The sequence below is a fragment of the Bradyrhizobium tropiciagri genome, from assembly GCF_001189845.1.
In the GTDB taxonomy this organism is placed as follows: Bacteria; Pseudomonadota; Alphaproteobacteria; order Rhizobiales; family Xanthobacteraceae; genus Bradyrhizobium; species Bradyrhizobium tropiciagri.
This window is the reverse complement of record NZ_LFLZ01000032.1, coordinates 19,132-40,748: the sequence shown is the minus strand read 5'-3', so window position 1 is coordinate 40,748 and position 21,617 is coordinate 19,132. Positions and strand designations below refer to the sequence as shown.

The 21,617-nt window shown below is 65.4% G+C and carries 21 protein-coding genes and 2 pseudogenes; 13 read left to right on the top strand and 10 right to left on the bottom strand.

The annotated features are described in order from the left end of the window. Nucleotides 1-171 precede the first annotated feature (171 nt). The 3 genes from ribB to AKN84_RS24090 all read left to right on the top strand — a co-directional run bounded on the left by ribB (nucleotide 172) and on the right by AKN84_RS24090 (nucleotide 3,712). Entirely contained in the window at nucleotides 172-1,248 is a 1,077-nt protein-coding gene (gene ribB / locus AKN84_RS24100; protein WP_050423082.1) for a 3,4-dihydroxy-2-butanone-4-phosphate synthase, read from the top strand. Nucleotides 1,249-1,440: 192 nt separating this feature from the next. Further along, a complete protein-coding gene (locus tag AKN84_RS24095) occupies nucleotides 1,441-2,655 on the top strand; it encodes an acyl-CoA dehydrogenase (RefSeq protein WP_050423081.1) in 1,215 nt (404 codons plus the stop codon). A 139-nt stretch (nucleotides 2,656-2,794) separates the two neighbouring features. After that, nucleotides 2,795-3,712: an MBL fold metallo-hydrolase gene (locus tag AKN84_RS24090; RefSeq protein WP_050423129.1), complete on the top strand. Its 918-nt coding sequence runs from the start codon at nucleotides 2,795-2,797 to the stop codon at nucleotides 3,710-3,712. Nucleotides 3,713-3,828: 116 nt separating this feature from the next. On the opposite strand, the gene AKN84_RS24085 is transcribed toward AKN84_RS24090, so the two are convergent. Both AKN84_RS24085 and AKN84_RS24080 read right to left on the bottom strand, forming a co-directional pair. Beyond that, nucleotides 3,829-4,686 carry a DUF1499 domain-containing protein gene (locus AKN84_RS24085; RefSeq protein ID WP_050423080.1) on the bottom strand — a complete coding sequence of 286 codons (858 nt, stop codon included), beginning with the start codon at nucleotides 4,684-4,686 and terminating at the stop codon, nucleotides 3,829-3,831. A 277-nt stretch (nucleotides 4,687-4,963) separates the two neighbouring features. Next, nucleotides 4,964-6,592 carry a fatty-acid--CoA ligase gene (locus AKN84_RS24080; RefSeq protein ID WP_050423079.1) on the bottom strand — a complete coding sequence of 543 codons (1,629 nt, stop codon included), beginning with the start codon at nucleotides 6,590-6,592 and terminating at the stop codon, nucleotides 4,964-4,966. 76 nt (nucleotides 6,593-6,668) lie between these two features. Between AKN84_RS24080 and AKN84_RS24075 the strand changes: the two genes are divergently transcribed. Next, nucleotides 6,669-7,853, top strand: a complete 1,185-nt coding sequence (locus AKN84_RS24075; RefSeq protein ID WP_050423078.1) for an extensin family protein — start codon at nucleotides 6,669-6,671, stop codon at nucleotides 7,851-7,853. Between the two features lie 23 nt (nucleotides 7,854-7,876). Here the strand turns inward: AKN84_RS24075 and AKN84_RS24070 are convergent, their stop codons facing one another. After that, complete coding sequence (locus tag AKN84_RS24070) at nucleotides 7,877-8,554, bottom strand: L,D-transpeptidase (RefSeq protein WP_050423077.1); 678 nt, start codon at nucleotides 8,552-8,554, stop codon at nucleotides 7,877-7,879. Between the two features lie 340 nt (nucleotides 8,555-8,894). Between AKN84_RS24070 and AKN84_RS24065 the strand changes: the two genes are divergently transcribed. Together AKN84_RS24065 and AKN84_RS24060 are read left to right on the top strand one after the other, a co-directional pair. Continuing rightward, complete coding sequence (locus AKN84_RS24065) at nucleotides 8,895-9,872, top strand: magnesium transporter CorA family protein (protein WP_050423128.1); 978 nt, start codon at nucleotides 8,895-8,897, stop codon at nucleotides 9,870-9,872. A 130-nt stretch (nucleotides 9,873-10,002) separates the two neighbouring features. Continuing rightward, nucleotides 10,003-10,224, top strand: a complete 222-nt coding sequence (locus tag AKN84_RS24060; RefSeq protein WP_050423076.1) for a hypothetical protein — start codon at nucleotides 10,003-10,005, stop codon at nucleotides 10,222-10,224. A 133-nt stretch (nucleotides 10,225-10,357) separates the two neighbouring features. Here AKN84_RS24060 and AKN84_RS24055 read toward each other — a convergent pair whose 3' ends face one another. Together AKN84_RS24055 and pdxH are read right to left on the bottom strand one after the other, a co-directional pair. Continuing rightward, nucleotides 10,358-11,110, bottom strand: a complete 753-nt coding sequence (locus tag AKN84_RS24055) for an SDR family NAD(P)-dependent oxidoreductase (RefSeq protein ID WP_050423074.1) — start codon at nucleotides 11,108-11,110, stop codon at nucleotides 10,358-10,360. A 147-nt stretch (nucleotides 11,111-11,257) separates the two neighbouring features. Beyond that, nucleotides 11,258-11,899, bottom strand: coding sequence for a pyridoxamine 5'-phosphate oxidase (gene pdxH, locus AKN84_RS24050; protein WP_050423073.1), 642 nt, complete (start codon nucleotides 11,897-11,899; stop codon nucleotides 11,258-11,260). Between the two features lie 105 nt (nucleotides 11,900-12,004). On the opposite strand from pdxH, the gene AKN84_RS24045 reads away from it, so the two are divergent. Then, complete coding sequence (locus tag AKN84_RS24045) at nucleotides 12,005-12,415, top strand: RT0821/Lpp0805 family surface protein (protein ID WP_244485461.1); 411 nt, start codon at nucleotides 12,005-12,007, stop codon at nucleotides 12,413-12,415. A gap of 124 nt (nucleotides 12,416-12,539) precedes the next feature. Next, nucleotides 12,540-13,499, top strand: a pseudogene (locus AKN84_RS24040) (DnaJ C-terminal domain-containing protein); the annotation flags it as partial. Between the two features lie 385 nt (nucleotides 13,500-13,884). On the opposite strand, the gene AKN84_RS24035 reads toward AKN84_RS24040, so the two are convergent. Both AKN84_RS24035 and AKN84_RS24030 read right to left on the bottom strand, forming a co-directional pair. Then, nucleotides 13,885-14,649: an anti-sigma factor family protein gene (locus tag AKN84_RS24035; RefSeq protein ID WP_050423072.1), complete on the bottom strand. Its 765-nt coding sequence runs from the start codon at nucleotides 14,647-14,649 to the stop codon at nucleotides 13,885-13,887. A gap of 66 nt (nucleotides 14,650-14,715) precedes the next feature. Next, the gene (locus AKN84_RS24030) at nucleotides 14,716-15,204 is read right to left on the bottom strand and encodes a sigma-70 family RNA polymerase sigma factor (RefSeq protein WP_050423071.1); all 489 of its coding nucleotides are present in this window, start codon (nucleotides 15,202-15,204) and stop codon (nucleotides 14,716-14,718) included. A 244-nt stretch (nucleotides 15,205-15,448) separates the two neighbouring features. On the opposite strand from AKN84_RS24030, the gene AKN84_RS24025 reads away from it, so the two are divergent. From AKN84_RS24025 to AKN84_RS24010, 4 genes and pseudogenes are all read left to right on the top strand, one after another. Next, on the top strand, nucleotides 15,449-16,048 hold the full coding sequence (locus AKN84_RS24025; protein WP_050423070.1) for a histidine phosphatase family protein: 600 nt from the start codon (nucleotides 15,449-15,451) through the stop codon (nucleotides 16,046-16,048). A 75-nt stretch (nucleotides 16,049-16,123) separates the two neighbouring features. Next, nucleotides 16,124-17,211, top strand: a pseudogene (gene aroC, locus AKN84_RS24020) (chorismate synthase). 42 nt (nucleotides 17,212-17,253) lie between these two features. Beyond that, on the top strand, nucleotides 17,254-18,447 hold the full coding sequence (locus AKN84_RS24015; RefSeq protein WP_050423069.1) for an adenylate/guanylate cyclase domain-containing protein: 1,194 nt from the start codon (nucleotides 17,254-17,256) through the stop codon (nucleotides 18,445-18,447). Between the two features lie 12 nt (nucleotides 18,448-18,459). After that, nucleotides 18,460-19,347, top strand: a complete 888-nt coding sequence (locus tag AKN84_RS24010) for a DMT family transporter (protein ID WP_050423068.1) — start codon at nucleotides 18,460-18,462, stop codon at nucleotides 19,345-19,347. Nucleotides 19,348-19,352: 5 nt separating this feature from the next. On the opposite strand, the gene AKN84_RS49280 is transcribed toward AKN84_RS24010, so the two are convergent. From AKN84_RS49280 to clpS, 3 genes are read right to left on the bottom strand one after another with little or no spacing between them, the layout of a single operon-like run. Then, nucleotides 19,353-19,730: a hypothetical protein gene (locus AKN84_RS49280; protein WP_244485459.1), complete on the bottom strand. Its 378-nt coding sequence runs from the start codon at nucleotides 19,728-19,730 to the stop codon at nucleotides 19,353-19,355. Beyond that, entirely contained in the window at nucleotides 19,664-20,191 is a 528-nt protein-coding gene (locus AKN84_RS49275; protein ID WP_244485457.1) for a hypothetical protein, read from the bottom strand. The genes AKN84_RS49280 and AKN84_RS49275 overlap by 67 nt, the downstream gene beginning before the upstream one ends. A gap of 15 nt (nucleotides 20,192-20,206) precedes the next feature. Next, nucleotides 20,207-20,512: an ATP-dependent Clp protease adapter ClpS gene (gene clpS / locus AKN84_RS24000; RefSeq protein ID WP_021076758.1), complete on the bottom strand. Its 306-nt coding sequence runs from the start codon at nucleotides 20,510-20,512 to the stop codon at nucleotides 20,207-20,209. A 236-nt stretch (nucleotides 20,513-20,748) separates the two neighbouring features. On the opposite strand from clpS, the gene AKN84_RS23995 reads away from it, so the two are divergent. Continuing rightward, complete coding sequence (locus AKN84_RS23995; RefSeq protein ID WP_050423067.1) at nucleotides 20,749-21,600, top strand: DUF1194 domain-containing protein; 852 nt, start codon at nucleotides 20,749-20,751, stop codon at nucleotides 21,598-21,600. The last annotated feature ends 17 nt before the right edge of the window (nucleotides 21,601-21,617 follow it).

Genomic DNA, 21,617 nt, shown 5'->3' with positions numbered 1-21,617 from the left:
GGGCATCGGTCTTCCGGCGGGTTCAAGTTCAAACAAGAAATCAAACAGGAAACGAAGGCCGTCCCCGGTCCTGGTATGCCTGCCGGACGCATGGCGGGTTGCATAATGATACTGGCGCTGACATCGGAACCCGGCTAATCCACTGCCTGCATAAAGCGAGATGTCAGGACAATGGCCGATACGATCCAGGAAGTGCTGCAAGCCTTTGCGAAGGGTGAACTCGTCGTCGTCACCGATGATGACGATCGGGAAGGCGAGGGCGATTTGATCGTCGCGGCGTCGTTCTGCACGGCGGAGAAGATGGCCTTCATCATCCGCCATACCTCCGGCATCGTCTGTGCGCCGATCACCACCGAGGACGCCCGCCGGCTGCGGCTCGACCCGATGGTGGCGCATAACGAATCCAACCACACCACGGCCTTCACCGTTTCGATCGACTACAAGCCCGATGGCGGCACCGGCATTTCCGCCGAGGAACGCGCCTCCTGCTGCCGCGCGCTCGCCAATCCGAACGCCGGCTCCAATGATTTTGCGCGCCCGGGCCACATCTTTCCGCTGATCGCGCGCGACGGTGGCGTGCTCTTGCGCTCCGGCCATACCGAGGCCGCGGTCGATCTGTGCCGCCTCTCCGGCCTGCCGCCGGTCGGCGTCATCAGCGAGCTGATGAACGACGATGGAACCGTGATGAAGGGCGAGCAAGTCGCGAAGTTCGCCGCCGCCCACAAGCTCAAGCATGTCACGATCGCTGATATGATCGCCTATCGCCAGGCGCGCGAGAAGCTGATCGAGCGGGTCGCGACCTTCACCACCGAAAGCCCGATCGGCCCCTTGCAGGGCTATGCCTATCGCTCGCCGTTCGACGAGATCATGCATGCCGCCTTCGTCTACAACGGCATCGGCGATGGCCGGGACGTGCTGACCCGGCTGCACAAGCCCAACATCGTGAAAGACCTGTTCACCGGGCCGGCGCGGATGGAAGCCGTGCTGCGGCACTTCAAGGATGCCGGCCGCGGCGTGCTGGTATATCTGCGCGACGGTGCCGCCGGTGTTCCGGTCCAGCCCGTCAGCGAGCAGAAGACGGCAGAGGCCGACCGCAACAAGCAATGGCGCGAGGTCGGCGTCGGCGCCCAGATCCTGCGCGATCTCGGCATCACCTCGATCCGGCATCTGACGTCGTCGGTGCACGACTACAAGGGGTTATCCGGTTTCGGCATCGAGATCGTGTCGAACGAAAAGTTCGACGGTTAGTACTGTCATTCCGGGGCGATGCGCAGCATCGAACCCTCAGGTGCGCACTTGCGCACCGAGAATCTCGAGATTTCGGGTCTGGTGCTTGCGCACCATCCCGGAATGACAGTGAGAGGATCACCAATTGCGCTTCGCAGCATAGCGCTTTAATTTATCCGCCAATTTCCGAGTGACGATGCGAAAGGATGTTTCATGAGCGTGCGCCCCCAGGCCAAGGACAAGCCGGCTGCCGCCAGCTTCCAGTGGGATGATCCGTTCCTGCTCGACGACCAGCTCACCGAAGACGAGCGCCTGATCCGCGACACTGCGCGGGCCTATGCGCAGGACAAACTGCTGCCGCGGGTCACCAAGGCCTATCTGGAAGAGAAGACCGATCGCGAGATCTTCAACGAGATGGGCGAGCTCGGCCTGATCGGCGTGACGCTGCCCGAGGAATATGGCTGCGCCAATGCGAGCTACGTGGCCTATGGTCTCGTCGCACGCGAGATCGAGCGCGTCGATTCCGGCTATCGCTCGATGAACTCGGTGCAGTCGTCGCTGGTGATGTATCCGATCTACGCCTATGGCGACGAAGACCAGCGCAAGAAGTATCTGCCCAAGCTCGCGACCGGAGAATGGGTCGGCTGCTTCGGCCTGACCGAGCCGGATGCCGGTTCCGATCCCGGCGGCATGAAGACCCGCGCCGAGAAGGTCGCCGATGGCTACAGGCTCAACGGCGCCAAGATGTGGATCTCGAACGCGCCGATCGCCGACGTGTTCGTGGTGTGGGCGAAGTCCGCCGCGCACGACAACCAGATCCGCGGCTTCATCCTCGAGAAGGGCATGAAGGGCCTGTCGGCGCCGAAGGTCGGCGGCAAGCTCAGCTTGCGTGCCTCGATCACCGGCGAGATCGTGCTCGACAACGTGGTGGTGCCGGAAAGCGCGCTGCTGCCCAACGTCTCCGGCCTCAAGGGCCCGTTCGGCTGCCTCAACCGCGCCCGCTACGGCATCTCCTGGGGCGCGCTCGGCGCCGCCGAGGACTGCATGCACCGTGCGCGCCAGTACACGCTCGACCGCAAGCAGTTCAACCGGCCGCTCGCCGCCACCCAGCTGGTGCAGAAGAAACTCGCCGACATGGAGACCGAGATCGCGCTCGGGCTGCAGGCGAGCCTGCGCGTCGGCCGCCTGATGGACGAGGGCAAGATGGCGCCGGAGATGATCTCGATCGTCAAGCGCAACAATTGCGGCAAGTCGCTCGACATCGCCCGCATGGCGCGCGACATGCACGGCGGCAACGGCATCCAGATCGAGTATCACGTGATGCGCCACGCCGCGAACCTCGAGACGGTGAACACCTATGAGGGCACGCACGACGTCCACGCGCTGATCCTCGGCCGCGCCATCACCGGCATCCAGGCGTTCTCGTAAGCTCTTGCCTCCGTCATCCTGAGGTGCGCGCCTTCTTTGGCGCGCCTCGAAGGATGAACGGCCCGGCTCGTGCCCGACATCCTTCGAGGCTCGCAAGAGCTCGCACCTCAGGATGACGGCTCACAAGGAATCGGATCCCATGGCCGACAACGACGACATCCCGTTCAACCGCGACTTTCCGCTGAAGCCCGGCGTGGTCGAGCAGGTCCGCCCCGGCGTGCGCCGCGTCCTCTGCAACAATCCGAGCCCGTTCACCTTCACCGGCACGGTCAGCTACATCGTGGGCGAGGGCAAGGTCGCGATCATCGATCCCGGACCCGACGACGAGGCGCATGCGAAAGCGCTGCTCGATGCGGTCAAGGGCGAGACCGTGACCCACATCCTGGTCACCCATACCCATCGCGACCATTCGCCGAACACGCCGCGGATCAAGGCCGCGACCGGCGCGCCGGTTTATGCCGAGGGGCCGCACCGCGCCTCGCGGCCGCGCTTCGAGAGCGAGAAGCACAATCCGGAATCCGGCGCCGACCGCGATTTCCGGCCCGACATCGAGGTCAAGCACGGCGACGTCATCGAGGGCGCGGGCTTCGCGCTGGAGGCGGTCGCCACCCCCGGCCACACCGCCAACCATCTGGCGTTCGCCTGGGCCGAGCGCAGCATCAATTTCGTCGGTGACCATGTGATGGGCTGGTCGACCTCGATCGTGGCGCCGCCCGACGGTTCGATGATCGACTACATGGCCTCGCTGGAGCGGTTGGAGCAGCGCCCCGAGCAGATCTACTTCTCCGGCCATGGCCCGGAGATTCCCGAAGGCCCACGCTTTGTCCGCTTCCTGGCGCGGCATCGCCGGGCGCGCGAGGCGTCGATCCTGCACCGTCTCGGCAAGGGCGAGGCCGACATCCCGACCATGGTGCGGGCGATCTATATCGGGCTCGATCCGCGCCTCGCCAACGCCGCCGGTTATTCCGTGCTGGCGCATCTGGAGGATCTGGTCGCGCGCGGCGTTGTCGCGACGGATGGCGATCCGGTGATCGGCGGCACGTACCGGATGGTGTGATCGGCCGTCATTCCGGGGCGTGCGAAGCACGAGCCCGGAATCCATCGAACCGCGAACTCTGAGGCTCGATGGATTCCGGGTTCTCGCTTCGCGAGCCCCGGAATGACGCTAGTGCGTCACTTCTTCACCGTCTTCGCCGGCGGCGCCTTCGGCGCCGCGGGGGCCGCCTTCTTCGCCGGCTTGGCGTTTTCGTTGTCGGCCGCAGTGTTGAGGTCCTCGATCAGCTTCTTGACCCGTGCGGCGTTGCTGCCGAGATCGGTGTCGAAATAGCGCGAGGCGGAGCGGATATCGACGCGCGAATCCTCGTCGTCGGGCGTGACCCGGATCGAGACGTCCTCGCGGAAGCCCATGATCGGCGTGCGTGCCACCGCCTCGATGCGGCCGATCCGGCGCGGCGGCTGCGGCGCGCGGGCGTCGATGACCAGCCATTTGCGCCGGTTCACCAGCCGCAGCGTCATCTCATAGGCACGGTCGACCGGGGCTTCCAGTTCGACGGTTTCGATATCGGGATAGGCGGCGCGCTGCTTCTCGGCGGAATAGAGGCCGGCATAGGCGGCCGGGTTGGTGCCTTCGCCGGTGCGCAGCCGTGCCAGCGCCTCGAACTTCGGCGGGTCGATCGCGTCGGTGGTGACGTCGTAGATCCGCGGCAGCTTGCGGTACTGGTAGGTCAGGTAGGCCGGGTAAGCGAGGATCGCGGCGTCGATCAGGAACGCGAGCAGGATCCGGCCCATGCCGCGGGTGCCGTTCTGCCAGATCGCGGCGAAGGCGGCGAGGCCGAGCAGGATCGACAGGCCGGCAAGGCCCAGCGCGCCGAAGAAGGTCGCGAGCGCCGGTTTGACCTCCAGGAACCCGAACCGGACGATGAGGATCGAGACCACCACCGCGACGACGGAAAAGATGGCGAGGTTGCGCGACCAGGTGGCGAGACCGGACACGGGCTCCTGCTGGTAGGGAGCGGAAAACCTGCGCGCCATCGTCGAAAAATCTGCCGGTTGATATCCCCGGCGACCTCAGCCGCCGCCAATGACCGTGTGAGACCACGGTCCTGCGGCGAATTCAAGGGATTTGGGCGGTGCTATTCACCCTACCCTGGAGGGGGAGGGTCGACGCGAATGAAATGAGCGGCGGGGTGGGGTGATCCCTCAGCACGGACACTGCCTCAATGGACGGACTTTCACCCCACCTCGGTTCGCATTCCGCTGCGCTTCATGCGAACCGATCCTCCCCCTCCAGGGGAGGATGATAGCTCGCCTACGCCGCGGCGGTCGGGAAGGTGTAGTCCTTGAACTGGTCGCGCAGCGCCGTCTTCAGGATCTTGCCGGTCGCGGTGTGCGGAATGCCCTCGACGAAGGCGACGTCGTCGGGCATCCACCATTTGGCGATCTTGCCGTCCATGAACTTCAGGATGTCCTCGCGCGTGGCGCTCTGGCCCTGCTTGAGCTGCACGATCAAGAGCGGCCGCTCGTCCCATTTGGGATGATGGACGCCGATCACGGCGGCCTCCGCGACTGCGGGGTGGCCGACCGCGAGGTTCTCGAGATCGATCGAGGAGATCCATTCGCCGCCGGACTTGATCACGTCCTTGGAGCGGTCGGTGATCCGCATGTAGCCGTGCTCGTCCATTGTCGAGACGTCGCCGGTGTCGAAGAAGCCGGCATCATCGAGGATGTTGGCATCGACCCGGAAATAGGCCTTGGCGATCGCGGGACCCGAGACCTTGAGGCGGCCGAAGGTCTTGCCGTCCCACGGCAGCTCCTTGCCGGCATCGTCGGTGATCTTCATCTCGACGCCGAACGGCGGATAGCCCTGGGTCTGCAGGATGTCGAGCCGCTCCTCGCCGCTGCGATCGGTGAACGGCGGCTTCAGCGTGGCCAGCGTGCCGAGCGGGCTCATCTCGGTCATGCCCCAAGCGTGGCGCACCTGGCTGCCCATGTCGAGGAAGGCCTTGATCATCGAGCGCGGCATCGCCGAGCCGCCGCAAATGACCATCTGCAGATCCGGCAGCTTGAAATTGTTGGCGGCCATGTATTGCAGCAGCATCAGCCACACCGTGGGGACGCCGGCGGTATGGGTGACCCTCTCGGTCGACAGCAGCTCGTACACCGAGGCGCCGTCGAGCTTCGGGCCCGGCATCACGAGCTTGGTGCCCATCGACGGGGCGGAGAAGGCGATGCCCCAGCTGTTGGCATGGAACAAGGGGACCACCGGAAGCATTGTGTCCGAGGCGGAGGTGCCGAGCGCGTCCTTCGAGTTGGCCATCAGCGCGTGCAACACGTTGGACCGGTGCGAATAAAGTACACCCTTGGGATCGCCCGTCGTGCCGGAGGTGTAGCACATCGCAGCTGCGGTGTTTTCGTCGAAGGTCTTCCACTCGAACTTGCCGTCGGATGCCGCGATCCAGTCCTCATAGGCGACCGCGTTCTTCAGCGTGGTCTGCGGCATGTGCGCCTTGTCGGTCAGCACGACGTAGCGCTCGACGCTCGGCAGCTGGCTTGCGATCTTCTCCAGCACCGGAACGAAGGTGAGGTCGGTGATGACGATGCGGTCCTGGGCGTGGTTGACGATCCAGGCGATCTGCTCCGGAAACAGGCGCGGATTGACCGTATGGCAGATCGCGCCGATCCCCATGATGCCGTACCAGACCTCGAGGTGGCGCCAGGTGTTCCAGGCGATGGTGGCGACGCGGTCGCCGAGCTTGATGCCGTCGCGTTCAAGGCTCTGCGAGACCTTCAGCGCGCGGGCATGGATTTCGGCGTAGTTGGTGCGATGAATCGGGCCTTCGACCGACCGTGTCACGACTTCCTGCGTGCCGTGATATTTGGCGGCGTGCTCAATAATCTTGTGGCACAGCAAGGGCCAATCTTGCATCAAACCAAGCATACGCAAATCCCTCCTCGATCCTCACGCATGATCTGCCGGCATCTTGGACGGCCGACAGTAAAATCATGGAACTGACATGAACTGTAGCGCGGAGAAAGCAAGCCGAAAATGGCCTGATGGCGCGTTTCGCCGCGGGGGCGCGGCAATGGTTACCGCCGCGGCTGCGCTGCTTTGCCTTTCGCTTTCCCTTGGCACGCAAGCGCAGCCCGCGCAGGCCGCCCGCGGCGCGCCCACCTTTCCGTGGGACGATCTGTTCGGCACCCGGCCGCACAGGGCGCACAAGGTGGTCCGCCGTTCAGCGGTGCCGCTGCCGAAGCCGCGCCCCGCTGACGCGCCCGCGGCAGCTAATGCGCCTGCCGCAGCCGAGCCGCCGGCGGCCGAGACGCAGCCTCCAGCCGCGCCTGCCGAGGCTGCCAGGCCCAGCGAGGCGGCCAAGCCTGCCGAAGCGGCCAAGCCGGCCGAGCCAGCCAAGCCGCAGCTGTCGGCCTGCCGGCTGGCACTCACCGAGGAGATCGCGATCGCGCCGAGCATTCCCGACATTCACGGCGCCGGGGGCTGCGGCGGCGAGGATCTGGTCCGGCTCGAGGCCATCGTGCTGCCGGACCAGCGCAAGGTCGCGGTCAAGCCCGCGGCGATCCTCCGCTGCAAGATGGCAAGCGCGGTTGCCGACTGGGTCCGCACCGATATCGCGCCGCTGGCGCAGCGCCTCGGGGGCGGGATCAGCAATCTCGACAATTTCGACTCGTTCGAGTGCCGCGGCCGCAACCGCGTTGTCGGCGCGCAGCTCTCCGAGCATGGCCGCGCCAATGCGCTCGACGTGCGCGCCTTCGGCCTCGCCAACGGCAAGTCGATCTCGCTGACTGACCGCAGCGTGCCGCGCGATCTTCGCGAGACCGTGCTGCATTCGGTCTGCGCCCGTTTCTCCACCGTGCTCGGTCCGGGCTCGGACTGGTACCATGAGGACCACATCCATCTCGACCTCGCGGAGCGCCGCAGCAACTACCGGATCTGCCAGTGGAACGTGTACGATCCGCTGCCACAGGTCGCGCCGCTGTTGCCGGCCGAGCGCCCGGACGAGGCGCCGCCGCGCGAGGTCGCCGCGAAATCGGATGCATCCAGGCCGGACGCCACCAAGGCCGACCACGGCAAGGCCGATGAGCCGGATGCGGCGCAATCAGATGATGCGGCGGCCGCACCCAGCCGCGCGCCCGAGACCAAGCCGCAGCCAACAAAAAAGCGCCGGCAAAGCCGGCGCCTTTGATCGCGATTGCGATGTGATTGGGATCAGTAGGTGGTGCCGCCGGCACCCTGCAGCGCCATCTGCGGCTTGTAGGGCGAATCGCCGTGCTTCGGCTCGAGCACCACGACGATGGTGCCGAGCTTGACCCGGTTGTAGAGGTCGATGACGTCCTCGTTGGTCATGCGGATGCAGCCCGAGGAGATCGACGAGCCGATGTATTCCGGCTGGTTGGTGCCGTGGATGCGGAACAGCGTGTCCTTGCCGCCCGAGTAGAGATACATCGCGCGCGAGCCCATCGGATTGTCCGGACCGGGCGCCACGAAGGTCGGAACGCCGAGGCGCGAGATCTCGCCGGGGGTCGGGTGCCATGCCGGCCATTCGGTCATGCTGCCGACCTTGGCAATGCCGGACCAGGCCATCGCTTCTTCGCCGACGGTGATGCCGTAGCGGATCGCCTTGCCGTCGTTCAGCACGTAATAGAGGTAATGGTTGTCGGAATCGACCACGATGGAGCCGGGGGCTTCCTTGCGGTGATACTCGACGATGGCGCGGCGGAACGGTTCAGCGACCGGCGTCTTGACGTAGGTGGTCTTGGCCAGGAGTTCCTTGTCACGCGGCTTGAAGGCAGCGGTATTGGTTGCCTCGTAGGTCGTGGCCTGCATGCAGCCCGACAACATCAGGCCCGCGGTCAGGATCCCGAGGGTAACTTTGAGCGACGACATGATTACATTCCAATCGAAAACCCGCGCCCGAAAGCGCCAACATTACGCCCCAAACGCCACGATTCCATGAGGGGCATTATTGCCTGAAAGCCGCCATTCTTCCCAGACTTTAGATGGCTTTCCCGCATCGCGGGACGTGATCTGTGGCTTTTTTGCCGCAACTGTTCTGGCGTGGGTCGATTTTTTGTGCAAACAGGCAACGGTCGTCGGAGTCGGACCTCCATCACTGCCACCCGGCTGCCACAAATATGGACGCCCGGTTAATGCCCCGGTCATGAAGCGCCAGCCAGAATCGCGCTAAGTCGGCGGGTCCTGCCAGCCCTGTTTTGTGGAGTTCGTGATGCTGTCGGTGTTCGTTCCCTCCGATTTTTCGCTCAAGAAGGCGGCCGCCACCGACCTCGGCGCGCTGCCGGAGGGCGCGGTCTGGGTCGACCTGGTGAACCCGACCGTCGAGGAGGATCGGGCCGTCGAGAAGCTCGCCGGGATCGCGGTTCCGACCCGGGAGGACATGCAGGAGATCGAAATCTCGAGCCGCCTCTACATCGAGAACAGCGCCCGCTACATGACCGCGACGCTGATGTGCCAGTCTGACACCGACATGCCGCGCACCACGGCGGTCACCTTCATCCTGACCAGCCATCGGCTGGTGACGGTGCGCTACGACCTGCCGAAGCCGTTTGCGCTGGTCGAGAACAAGCTGGCCCGCGCCTGCTCTCCCAGCATCACCGGCGAGCAGGTGCTGATGGAACTGCTGGATGCCGTGATCGACCGTTGCGCCGACCTCCTGGAGCGCTGCGGGGCCGACATCGACCAGGTCTCCCACGACATCTTCGAGCCGGAGAGCGAGCGTCACGGCCACGCCAAGCAATATTCGCAGATCCTGATCGCGATCGGCCGCAAGGGCGACCTGACCTCGAAGGTGCGCGAAAGCCTGGTCTCGATCGGCCGCCTCGTCACCTTCCTCTCGGCGATCGTGGAAGGTGTGAAATGGTCCAAGGACATGCGGGAGCAGCTCAAGACCATGCAGCGTGACGTCGCGTCCCTGACCGACCACGCCTCCTATCTCTCCAACAAGATCACCTTCGTGCTCGACGCCATGCTCGGCGTGGTCAATCTGGAACAGAACAACATCATCAAGCTGTTCTCGGTGATGGCGGTGGTCTTGATGCCGCCGACGCTGATTGCCTCGATCTACGGCATGAATTTCAAGATCATGCCGGAACTCGAGTGGGCCCACGGCTATCCATACGCACTGGTACTGATGCTGGTCGCGGCGATCGTTCCCTACTGGATCTTCAAGTGGAAAAAGTGGCTGTAAGGCAGTTCCATACGTCGCGTTTTGGGACGTGTTTTCTGCCTTATTTCCTCTCCTAAAATTTGAGCGTTGCGCTGAACGTTTGGGCGAAACTTGTCTGCGATAACGCCTGCCTCGAAGCCGGAGGACAGCAATGGTTGAGAAGATCATAACGCCACGGCGTAACGTCATCGACTTTGCGCGCTATCAACAGGACCGCGCAGCAGGCAAGGTGCAGGCGATCTCGCCGAGACTTTGCCGTTACTGTGACGCTGCGCTGCTTGATGGCGAGGACGAAGACGACTGCTCCAGCGCGCTGAATGACGTCGCGCTGCGGCGGACTGAGAAGAAGTCGCGTCGGTTCTATGCGGACTAAAGGCTGAGGCCTTCTGGAGGCAGAAGCCTCGTCTGCGTCGTTACGCCTGCGATCGAAGCAATCCCTGCACTACGGCCGCGGCGGCGGCCGGGATCGCCTCGAAGCTCTCTCCCCCGAACATCCAAGCCAAAGCTCAGACGTGCTGGCCACCATTGATGTGGATCTCGGCGCCGTTCACGTACGAGCTGGTTTCCGTGCATAGCACGTAGATGATCTTGGCGACCTCGTCCGGGGTGCCGAGGCGATGCATCGGGATCTGCTGGTCGACGATCTTCTCGGTGCCCGGCGACAGGATCGAGGTATCGATCTCACCCGGGGCGATCGCGTTGACGCGAACGCCGACGCGGCCGAAGTCCGATGCCATCTCGCGCGTCAGCGCCGCAAGCGCCGCCTTCGACGTCGCATAGGCCGCGCCGGCAAACGGATGCACGCGCGATCCGGCGATCGAGGTGACGTTCACCACCGCGCCCTTGGCATGCTTCAATTCCTCGATCAGCCCGCGCGCGATCATGATCGGCGCGAAGAAGTTGACGTGGAAAACATGGGTCCAGGTCTCGATGTCGGTGTCCATGGTGCCGAGCCGGCCGCCGCCCACGGCCTTCGGCGAGATCGCGGCATTGTTGACCAGCGCATGCAGTTCATCGTTATCGAGCCGCTGCCGGATCTCTGAGATCGCGCGCACGGTGTCGTCATGGCTGCCGAGGTCGACCTCGATGTGATCTTCGGGTCCGGCGCCCCAGGGGCAGACCTCTGGAAACGCATGCCGCGAGAGGGTGATGACGCGCCAGCCTGCGGATGAGAACCGGATCGCGGTAGCATGGCCGATGCCGCGGCTCGCGCCGGTCAGGAGCAGCGTGCGCCGCGGTGCATTGGATGGGCGGGTCATCGACGGTTTCTTTCGTTTTCGCCATGCGCGGCACCGTGCCGGGCATCGACGTCTTCGAACGAAGAGGGGATCGGGACGTCGATGGCCGGGTCATCTTACACGAAGACGCGCTTCGCGCTTTCGCCCTTCCATGACAGTCGCGGGTTTTCAGGGATAGAGCCGCACCTTCGACCATGCGTGACCGGCGTCATCGCGGCGGAATTCGATGCGGTCGTGCAGGCGGAACGGCCGGTCGTGCCAGAACTCGAAGCGCTGCGGCGTGATCCGCCAGCCGCTCCAGCCCGGCGGCCGCGGCACCTCGCCGATGACATACTTCGCGCCGACCTTGGCGATCGCCTGCTCGAAAGCGAAGCGGCTCTCGAGCGGCTGCGATTGCTTGCTGGCCCAGGCGCCGATCTGCGCCTGCTTCGGCCGCGTGGCGAAATAGGCGTCGGCCTCGGCATCGGCGACCGGCGTCACCAGCCCGCGGATGCGCACCTGGCGGCGCAGCGATTTCCAGTGAAACAGTAAAGCGGCCTTAGGATTTGCGGCCAATTCGCGGCCCTTGGCGCTCGCAATGTGGCTGTAGAACACGAAGCCGTCGGCATCGAAGCCCTTCATCAGCACCATCCGCACGTCGGGCAGCCCGTCGGCATCGACGGTCGCAAGCGCCATCGCGTTCGGATCGTTCGGCTCGGACTTGACCGCCTCCGCAAACCATTCCGCGAACAGGGCGAACGGCTCCTCCGCCGCGGTGAAATCACCCGATGTTAACGGTGTCGGGTGTTTGATGGAGGTCGTGTCGGTCATGTCAGGAGTCCCGATTTGCGTTCGCCCGCGTCCGAGAGCGCGTTTCTAGCCCTATATAGGGCATGGGGGCGCGTTGGCCTATCGGCGATCCACCCCGCGGGCGCGGTGGTGACATTGATCCTGATCGGCGTCGGCGCCAGCGGCTGCAGCTTGTCGCGCAGCGATGCCTTCGCCAAGATGGACGACAAGGATGTGACGGGCTCGATCGGTCCGACCCAGGTCAGTGCCGTCATGCCGACCGACAGCGATCTCGCCTTTGCCCGCAACGCGGCCTCCGACGTGCTGACCAAGGGCGACAAGGATTCCAGCCAGCCCTGGGAAAATCCCGAGACCGGCGCGCGCGGCTCGGTGACGCCGCTGGCCCAGGCCTATTCGGGCGAGGACGGTAAGACGTGCCGGGATTTCCTCGCCAGCTATGTCAATGGAGCCACCGAGAGCTGGCTGCAGGGAGCCGCCTGCAAGGCTGGACAGGGGCGGTGGGAAATCCATAGTTTGAAGCCTTGGAGAAAGTCCTGAGAGTTCCGGCAGAAGCCGGTACCGGCCTAGTTGCAAAAATGCCACTGAGCCCCCACATGAAGGTAAAGTGGGCCCGGACGGGTTCCCGGCCAGGACTGATTTTCCCGTGAAGGAGACGTGACGGATGCGCGACCCCTATGAGGTCTTGGGGGTGCAGCGGAGCGCCAGCGCTGCGACGATCAAGAGCGCCTATCGCAAGCTCGCCAAGAAGCATCACCCAGACAACAACAATAATGACCCGAAGGCGGCGGCCCGCTTTGCGGAGATCAACACGGCCAACGAGATCGTCGGCGACGAGGACAAGCGCAAGCAGTTCGACCGCGGCGAGATCGATGCCGAGGGCAAGCCGCGCTTCCAGGGTTTCCCTGGCGGCGGTGCCGGCGGCCGTGCCGGTCCGGGCGGCGGCTTCGAGTACAGCTTCCGTGGCGGCCCCGGTGGCGGCGGCATGGGCGGCGGCAGCTTCGAGGACATCCTCAACAGCATGTTCGGCAACGCCGCGCGTGGCAGCGCTGGCGGCCGCACGGGGCGAGCCAGCCCGTTTGAATTTGACGGCGGCGGGGTCGGCGTCGACCTCGATCTTTCGGTCGCCATGACGGTGTCGCTGGAGGAATCGGTCAGGGGCGGCGACAAGCGCGTCCGCCTGCCGACCGGCCGTGAGCTCAACGTCAAGATTCCGCCCGGCGTCACCGCAGGCCAGCAGATCCGGCTGAAGGGGCAGGGCGACACCGCGCAAGGCCACCCGCCCGGCGATCTCCTGATCACGATCTCGATCGCTCCGCATCCGTTCTTCAAGGTCGACGGCAACGATCTGCGGATCGACCTGCCGGTGACCCTCTACGAGGCGGTGCTGGGCGGCAAGGTCCGCGTGCCGACGCTCGGCAGCGCGGTCGAGCTGTCGATCCCGAAGAACACCTCCAGCGGCCGCACCTTCCGCCTCAAGGGCAAGGGGCTGTCGAAGGCGGGCGCTGTCGGCGATCTGTATGTCACGACCCGCATCATCCTTCCCGACGGGAACGATGCCGAGCTTGAGGCATTGATGCAGACGTGGCGGGAGCGAAATCCCTACAATCCGCGCAGCGACCTCGCTGACCGCCGGGAGCGCGCCCCAGAGACGCGAAACTGCAATTACCCCGGACTCTATCGGGGTAGACGCGGGGCCGTGAGCGCGTCAAAGGATGACCGGCCGTCCGAACTCCAGGTCTGCGGCGTGCAGACCGGATGGCGGAAAAAGGAGTGCGGCCTCGAGAGGGGGACCAGCGCGGTACACAAAACCCCAATCGAGGCCGCGTGCGCCGATCGGCGGATCGGGCGCAGATCATCTTCGCGTGAGCATCCGGTGCGATAATGAGACGCGGCAATGACGCGAATCGAAATTTTCAATGTCGGAATTGGGACGCCGAGTGAGGCTGGATTCACTTACTCGAAACGGCACATTTTCACGACGTGATCTCCCGTAAAATTACGGGAGATCAGCCGCCGTTCTTCTCCATCTGGTCGTAGACCGCCTGCGCGACTTGGGTCAGGCGCGTGCGGTCGGTGCCGCCGCTGACGACATAGGCGACGCCGCGATCGGCCCAGAACAGCGCGCCGTCGCTGCCCTGCGCGGCGTAGCGCATCTGGGTCGCCTCGGTCTTCGCCTTGGCGGTGTAGACCGTGAAGCGCTCACCGGACGTGCTCTCATACATCAGGAACGACGCCGGCCCGCTCGGCCCCGGCAGCAGGCGGCCGCCGACCAGCTTCAGCCCGCTGAGGTCGGGGGCGCGGACGTCCCAGCCGCAGCGCTTGGTCAGCCATTGCTGCAGATGGTCGCGCTCGCTGCCGGGCACCTCGACCGGATGGCGGACCTCGACCACGTAGAGCCGGTGCGCATCGAGCGCATCGAGCGTGAAGCTCTGGAAGGTCGAGGGCGCAGCCGTAGCGCCGCGCGCGATCCAGCCGACGCCGCCGCCGGCGATGAAGGCGGCAAGCGTCGCCGCTACCGCGCCATAGACCCAGCGGCGCGGCTGACGCACCAGCCGCTCGAGCTCGAGCCGCTTCGGCACCGCCTCGTCCAGTACGCCGTCGTAGCGCGCATGCAGCGTCTCGGCCATCGCGCGCCATGATTGCACCCGTGCCGCGTCGTCGGGATGGGTGGCGAGCCACGCCTCGACATCGCCGCGGCGTTCGGCCGGCAGCTCGTTGTCGACGTAGGCGTGCAGCTCGTCTTCGGTGACGGGAATGTTCGGGTCGGTCATATCAGTCGTCTCTGCCAAATCTTGTTCGAAAATCGCTCATCGTAACGTCTGCCATCGCGCACATTATCATTTCACCCGCCTCAGCGCCGGGCGCTGGCCCTCGATCGAGGCCCGCACATGGGCGCGCGCGCGGGCGAGGCGGGACATCACCGTGCCGATCGGCACGCCCTGGATGTCGGCCACCTCCCGGTAGCTCATGCCCTCCAGCATCACGAGCAGCAGCACCGAGCGTTGCTCCTCGACCAGCGTCGACAGCGCACGCTCGATGTCGCGGCCCTCGGCCTCGGTGCCGCTGGCGTCGGCATTGTTGTCGAGCAGCGGCATGAAGGCCGGCCGCCGCGCCAGCGAACGCCGCCGGTTCTTGTTCAGATTGGTCAGGATCGTGTAGAGCCAGCTCCTGACGTCGCCGCCGAGAAACAGCCGCTCCGAGCGCAGCGCGCGCACCAGCGTGTCCTGTACCAGGTCGTCGGCGATATCCGTGTCACGCACCAACGCGCGCGCATAGCGGCGGAGCGCTGGAATCATGGCTTCGACACTTTGACGAAACGCGGTCATGCATCCGGTCTTCGATGGTCGCGGCGATGGCCGCCTTGTCAAACATAACACCCAAACGACGTGCCTATTCCGGTCGCGCCGACCTGCGCGCAGTGCGCCTCTGCTGCGGCCGATTTGGGCTTGTCGCCAGCCGAAGTGCTGGTGTACCTCCGAGCCGAAAAAATTCGAAGCGTGGAAGCCGAAGCGCGGAAGTCTTGGGTCAGGCGCCCGACAGCTCGCTCAACAGGGACCAGCCGTTACGGGAATGCCGGTGCCGACGATCTATTACATCCGCCACGGCGAAACCTCGTGGAACGCCGAAGGCCGGCTTCAGGGCGTGCAGGACATCGCCCTCAACGAGCGCGGCTGTGCCCAGGCGGTGCATGCCGGCCGCATCCTCGCCGATCTCCTGGCGCGCGATGGCCGTGACAAGACGACGCTGCCATTCGTCGCAAGCCCGCTGATCCGGGCGCGCGCGACCATGGAGCTGGTGCGCACCGAGCTTGGCCTGCCGCCGGGCGATTACGCGCTCGACGCGCGGCTGCGCGAGATCGCCTACGGGACCTGGGAGGGCTCGACCTTGGCGCAGGCGCAGGCCGCGGACCCCGTCGTCTATGCGCGCCGCCTGGCCGAGAAGTGGCAGGTCGCGCCGGAGGGCGGCGAGAGCTATGTCGACGTGCAGGCGCGGATGACCGAATGGTACGGTTCGGTGACGTCAGACACGGTCGCCGTCGCCCATGGCGGCACGGCGCGGGCGCTGATGGTTGCGCTCGGCTTCGAGACGGCGGCCTCGGCGGCCGACCTCACGATCGAGCAGGGCGCGGTCTACGTGTTCGGCACGGCGGGCCTGCAGAAATATAGTTAAAGGCACCTGGTCGGCCACGTCTTTGGGGTCATGAAACCCGTTTGACGCTGCCGACCCCGCGCGTTACGACACGCCATGTCCTTCAATACTTTCGGCCATATGTTCCGCGTCACGACCTTCGGCGAGAGCCATGGGGTTGCGATCGGTTGCGTGGTGGACGGTTGCCCGCCGATGATCCCTCTGACGGTCGAGGAGATCCAGCACGACCTCGATCGCCGCAGGCCGGGCCAGTCGCGCTTCACCACCCAGCGCCAGGAGCCGGATGCGGCGAAGATCCTGTCCGGCGTGATGGCGCATCCGGAAAGCGGCGTGCAGGTCACGACCGGCACGCCGATCGCGCTGCTGATCGAGAACACCGACCAGCGCTCGAAGGATTATTCCGAGATCAAGGACAAGTTCCGTCCCGGCCATGCCGACTTCACCTATGAAGCGAAATACGGCCTGCGCGACTATCGCGGCGGCGGACGCTCCTCCGCACGCGAGACCGCGACCCGCGTCGCGGCCGGCGCGGTCGCGCGCAAGGTGCTGCCCGGGGTCAAGGTGCGCGGCGCGCTGGTGCAGATGGGGCCGCACAAGATCGACCGCGAGAAGTGGGACTGGGACGAGATCGCCAACAACCCGTTCTTCTGTCCCGACAAGGATAAGGCGGCGTTCTTCGAGAGCTATCTCGACGGCATCAGGAAGAGCGGCTCCTCGATCGGCGCGGTCATCGAGGTCGTTGCCGAAGGCGTGCCGGCCGGTCTCGGTGCGCCGATCTACGCCAAGCTCGACAGCGATCTGGCCTCGGCGATGATGAGCATCAACGCGGTCAAGGGCGTCGAGATCGGCGCGGGCTCGGCGCCGCCGAACTGTCAGGCGAAGAGAATGCCGACGAGATGCGGACCGGCAACAACGGAACGCGTTTCCTGTCCAACCACGCCGGCGGCGTGCTGGGCGGCATCTCGACCGGCCAGCCGGTGGTGGTGCGCTTTGCGGTCAAGCCGACCTCATCGATCCTGACCACGCGCCGGACCGTGGACCGCAAGGGCGCCGATACCGACATCCTGACCAAGGGCCGCCACGACCCCTGCGTCGGCATCCGGGCCGTGCCGGTCGGTGAGGCCATGATGGCCTGCGTGCTGGCCGATCATTTTCTGCGCGACCGCGGGCAGACCGGGCGCTGATCCCCTATATAATGGCGGTACCAGACCGCCTTGGGGACTGCCATGAACGCGTCGGAGCTTCGGGACATCATCGAATGGATGATCGGCGGCGCGCGGTCGGCGCCGACCCCGCCGCAGATGATGGCGGAGTGCTGCGAACGGCTGGTGCGGGCCGGCCTGCCGCTGTGGCGCGTCGGCGTCTTCGTGCGCACGCTGCATCCCGAGATCTACGGCCGCCATTTCTTCTGGAAGCAGGGTGCCGAGGTCGAAACCGGCACCGTCGATCACAACATCCTGGACTCCCCGGAATTTGCCGTCAGCCCCCTGTCGATCGTCTTCAGACAAGGTGTTGAGGTGCGCGCGCGGTTGGACGATCCCGCCAGCAAGCGCTTTCCAATCGTCGTGGATCTCCAGGCGGAAGGTGTCACCGACTATATCGCCGTGCCGCTGGTTTACACCGACGGCTTCGCCAACGCCTCGAGCTGGACCACGCGGCAGCCGGGTGGCTTCACCGACGAGCAGCTCGATGCGATCCGCTCGATCACTGTCCCGCTGGCGCGCTACATCGAGATCGTGACGCTGCGCCGCACCGCCACGCTGCTGCTCGACACCTATGTCGGCAACCGGGCCGGCGAGCGCATCATGGGCGGCCAGATCCGGCGCGGCCATGCCGACACGATGGATGCCGCGATCTGGCTCTCGGATCTGCGCGGCTTCACCGCGCTGTCGGACCGTTTGCCGCCCGAGACCGTCGTGGAGATCCTCAACCTCTATTTCGATTGCCAGGTCACCGCGATCCGCGAGCATGGCGGCGAGGTGCTCAAATTCATGGGCGACGGCCTGCTCGCGGTGTTTCCGGTCGACGAATATCTCGGCGACGAGGTGCAGGTCTGCTCCCGGGTGCTGGAGGCTGCGCGCGCATCCCGCGCCGGCGTCGAGGCGCTGCAATTTGCCAATGGTGACGCCGTCGAGCGCTTCCGCTTCGGGGTCGCGCTGCATCTCGGGCGCGTGCTCTACGGCAATATCGGCGGCGGCAACCGGCTCGACTTCACCTGCATCGGCCCGGCGGTCAATCTCGCCGCGCGGCTGGAGAAGATCGCCGGCCGGCTCGGCCGCACCGTCGTCGCGTCCGAGCGCTTCGCCGGCATCCACGACGGCGGCTGGAGCGATCTCGGCGAGTTTCCGATCGCGGGGTTCTCGAAGGCGGAACGGGTCTATGGCCTGTTCGACGAAGCGCCGATTGCGGCGGCCAGCTAGCATCGGTGTGTCGTGACTGACACGGACGCGCAGCATCGCACCGGGATTGCGCTGGTCGTGGCGGCCGCGGCCGCCTGGAGCACCGCGCCGTTCTTTACCCGGCTGCTGCACTTCGATTCCTGGACCATCCTGTTCTGGCGCGGGCTGTTCGGTGGCGGCGCGATCGTGTTGTTCCTGGTCGCGACGCAAGGCCGGCGCGGCGCGCGCGATCTCGTCGCGATGCCGTTGAGCGGATGGCTGGTGGCCGGTCTCTCGACCCTGGGCATGGTGACGTTCATTCCGGCGCTGCAACTGACCAGCGTCGCCAATGTCGCGATCCTGATCGCGATGCAGCCGTTTGCAGCCGCTGCGATCGCCTGGCTTTGGCTGCGCGAGCGGGTGCGCCCGGGCACATTGCTGGCGAGCCTCGTCGCGCTCGCGGGCGTCGCCATCACCGTCAGCGGCGCCCGGGGCATCACGGATTACAGGGGCATCGGGCTTGCCTGCGTGATGGTGCTCTCGATCTCGCTGATGACGGTGGTGATCCGGCGGCACAGGGGCACGCCGATGATAGCAGCCGCGGCGCTCTCGAACTTCCTCGGCAGCGCCGTTAGCCTGCCGCTGGGGCTCGGCATCGGCGCGGTCAGCGGTGCCGATCTCGGCGTGCTCGCGATGTTCGGTGCATGCCAGGTCGGGCTCGGCCTCTCTTTGTTTACGGTCGGCTCGAGATTCCTGCCGTCCGCGCAGGCGTCGCTGATCGCAACCCTCGAAACGCCGCTGATGCCGTTCTGGGTGTGGCTGGCGTTTGCCGAGGTGCCGTCGCTGCGCGCCCTGATCGGCGGCGCGCTGGTGATGGGCGCGGTCGTCGCCGACATCGCGCTGAGCCAGCGGGCGCAGCTCGCGCAGCCGGCGGAGCGGTGAGGAGACTAGCCGCCGCGCGCGTAAGACTGCTTCAGGCCGAAGGTCAGAATCGATAGCGTGATCCACAGCCGCAGCATCGCGAAGCCAAAGATGAAGACGACGTAGATCAGGTTCTTGATCGGCTGGCCCACCATCGATGTCTGCCAGAATTGCCAGATCGCGGTGCGCACCAGTTCCTGCCCGTAGCCGAGCGCAACGTTGATCGCGCCAAGCACGAGCACCGCTGCGCCAAGCCAGAGCGCGTGCCGGCCAAGGTCCCTGACGGCGGCAAACAGCGCGACGCGGCCGCCATTGCCTTCGGCGTTGACGATGATCATCAGCACCAGGGCTGCGATCGCCGCACTCCAGAACCGGCCGAGATGGGTGAATTGATCGAAAGCCATGCCATCGAGCCGGCCATCAGGTTCGGTGCGAACGACGTGAAGCCGATCGCGGAGGTTCCGATCGCCGCCACCGCCATCACGAGCGTGATCCGCCACCAGATCGACAGCGACAACCTGATCTGTTCTCCGAGCGTCAGTTCGCCAAGCGACGACCGGCCTCCGGAAGCCTGGATCGAGTCCCGCGCCGTCGCGAAGAAGGCGAGCAACACGCAAGCATCGGTCAGCACCATCGCGGGCAACATCAGGCCGGGCTTGCCGTAGGCGACGATCCGTATCGCCGTCGCCATGACGAGCCAGGGCAAAGCGGGCAGGGGGCGGAACGGACCGAACGAGGTTTCCGGTCGGGTCTTCCGCAGGGACAATTGTTGGCGCAGCGCGACGGACATGCCGCGTACGTGCCATGCGATCCCTAAAGCAGGGGTGGCTGCGATCGATAAAATGCGCGGCAAGGCCTGCGGCAAACTGGCGCTGGCGCGCTATTCCTCGGGCTCGGTGGTGAACAGCAGCGGATAGCCCTTGGCGCGGCCGGCGTCGGTGGCGCGCGTCGCCTTGGTCTCCGCGACGTCGCGGGTGAAAACCGCGACCACGCAGACGCCGCGCTGATGCGCGGTCAGCATCACCTTGTAGGCCTGGTCGTCGGTCATGCGGAATTCGCCCTTCAGCACAGTGACGACGAATTCGCGCGGCGTGTAGTCGTCGTTGACCAGGATCACCTTGTGCAGGCGCGGCCGCTCGACCTTGGTCTTCGTCCTGGTTTTCGGCTTGACGACAGTATCGGGCATCGCACTCCCTCGCGATTGCTCCGTAAGACTACCGTCTTCCGGCATGTCTTGGAACCGTTCGATTTGCACGGCGTCATTGCGGCAGCGGCACGGCGCATGTCGCCTCATGCGTGATGTCCAACCTGTAGGCGCCTAACTTGCAGGGCTCTAACCTGAATGTGAAGGACAGATGATATCTGCGCTTTTCGCCGCCTGATTTGCATGTCACCATAACGGGACACGACGGGAGGGCCGCAATGCGCTGGTATGTCTCGATCGGAGCGGTGCTTGTCGCGGGCATGTTGGCCAGCGGCGATGTGGCCGGTGTTGCCGCGCCCAGCCCGGGAACCCAGGTGGGCCATCGCGTCGCTGAAAAGGAATCCACACCGAGCGTCGACATCGAGTTGATCATCGCGGTCGACGTCTCCTATTCGATGGACATGGACGAGCTCGCGATCCAGCGCGAGGGCTATGCGCAGGCCATCGTTTCAAAGGATTTCCTGCAGGCGCTGAAGGCCGGCCCGAACGGCAAGATCTCGATCACCTATTTCGAATGGGCCGCCTCCAACGACCAGAAGGTGATCATTCCCTGGCGGGTGATCGACGGCCCTGAATCGGCGGACGCGGTCTCCGCCGAGATCATGAAGACGCCGGTGCGCCGCGCCTCGCGCACCTCGATCTCGGGCGCGATCTATTTCGCGATCCCGATGTTCGACGAGAATCCGCATCGCGGTATTCGCCGCGTGATCGATATTTCCGGCGATGGGCCCAACAACAACGGCACGCCGATCACGCCGGCGCGCGATGCCGCGCTCGACAAGGGCATCGTCATCAACGGCCTGCCGATCATGGTGAAGGAGCCGTCCTACTCGACGATGGATATCGAGAACCTCGACTACTACTACGAGGACTGCGTGATCGGCGGGCCCGGCTCCTTCGTGGTGACGATCAAGGACCGCGAGAAATTCAAGGAAGCAATCCGCACCAAGCTGCTGCTCGAAGTCGCCGGCCGCACCCCCGAGCGCCCGGTCGTGCGCACCGCCGAGAAGGAGCCGCGGGTCAGCTGCACGATCGGCGAGAAGATCTGGCAGGACCGCTGGGGACGGTAGCGTTGCGTAGGATGGGT

Coding starts and splice junctions, on each gene's coding strand:
- AKN84_RS23995 (WP_050423067.1), top strand. CDS start 20,749: ATGCGCTGGTATGTCTCGATCGGAGCGGTGCTTGTCGCGGGCATGTTG.
- ribB (WP_050423082.1), top strand. CDS start 172: ATGGCCGATACGATCCAGGAAGTGCTGCAAGCCTTTGCGAAGGGTGAA.
- AKN84_RS24090 (WP_050423129.1), top strand. CDS start 2,795: ATGGCCGACAACGACGACATCCCGTTCAACCGCGACTTTCCGCTGAAG.
- clpS (WP_021076758.1), bottom strand. CDS start 20,512: ATGCCCGATACTGTCGTCAAGCCGAAAACCAGGACGAAGACCAAGGTC.
- AKN84_RS49280 (WP_244485459.1), bottom strand. CDS start 19,730: ATGGCTTTCGATCAATTCACCCATCTCGGCCGGTTCTGGAGTGCGGCG.
- AKN84_RS24035 (WP_050423072.1), bottom strand. CDS start 14,649: ATGACCGACCCGAACATTCCCGTCACCGAAGACGAGCTGCACGCCTAC.
- AKN84_RS24025 (WP_050423070.1), top strand. CDS start 15,449: ATGCCGGTGCCGACGATCTATTACATCCGCCACGGCGAAACCTCGTGG.
- AKN84_RS24080 (WP_050423079.1), bottom strand. CDS start 6,592: ATGCTTGGTTTGATGCAAGATTGGCCCTTGCTGTGCCACAAGATTATT.
- AKN84_RS24095 (WP_050423081.1), top strand. CDS start 1,441: ATGAGCGTGCGCCCCCAGGCCAAGGACAAGCCGGCTGCCGCCAGCTTC.
- AKN84_RS24055 (WP_050423074.1), bottom strand. CDS start 11,110: ATGACCCGCCCATCCAATGCACCGCGGCGCACGCTGCTCCTGACCGGC.
- AKN84_RS24085 (WP_050423080.1), bottom strand. CDS start 4,686: ATGGCGCGCAGGTTTTCCGCTCCCTACCAGCAGGAGCCCGTGTCCGGT.
- AKN84_RS24030 (WP_050423071.1), bottom strand. CDS start 15,204: ATGACCGCGTTTCGTCAAAGTGTCGAAGCCATGATTCCAGCGCTCCGC.
- AKN84_RS24015 (WP_050423069.1), top strand. CDS start 17,254: ATGAACGCGTCGGAGCTTCGGGACATCATCGAATGGATGATCGGCGGC.
- pdxH (WP_050423073.1), bottom strand. CDS start 11,899: ATGACCGACACGACCTCCATCAAACACCCGACACCGTTAACATCGGGT.
- AKN84_RS24065 (WP_050423128.1), top strand. CDS start 8,895: ATGCTGTCGGTGTTCGTTCCCTCCGATTTTTCGCTCAAGAAGGCGGCC.
- AKN84_RS24075 (WP_050423078.1), top strand. CDS start 6,669: ATGAACTGTAGCGCGGAGAAAGCAAGCCGAAAATGGCCTGATGGCGCG.
- AKN84_RS24070 (WP_050423077.1), bottom strand. CDS start 8,554: ATGTCGTCGCTCAAAGTTACCCTCGGGATCCTGACCGCGGGCCTGATG.
- AKN84_RS24060 (WP_050423076.1), top strand. CDS start 10,003: ATGGTTGAGAAGATCATAACGCCACGGCGTAACGTCATCGACTTTGCG.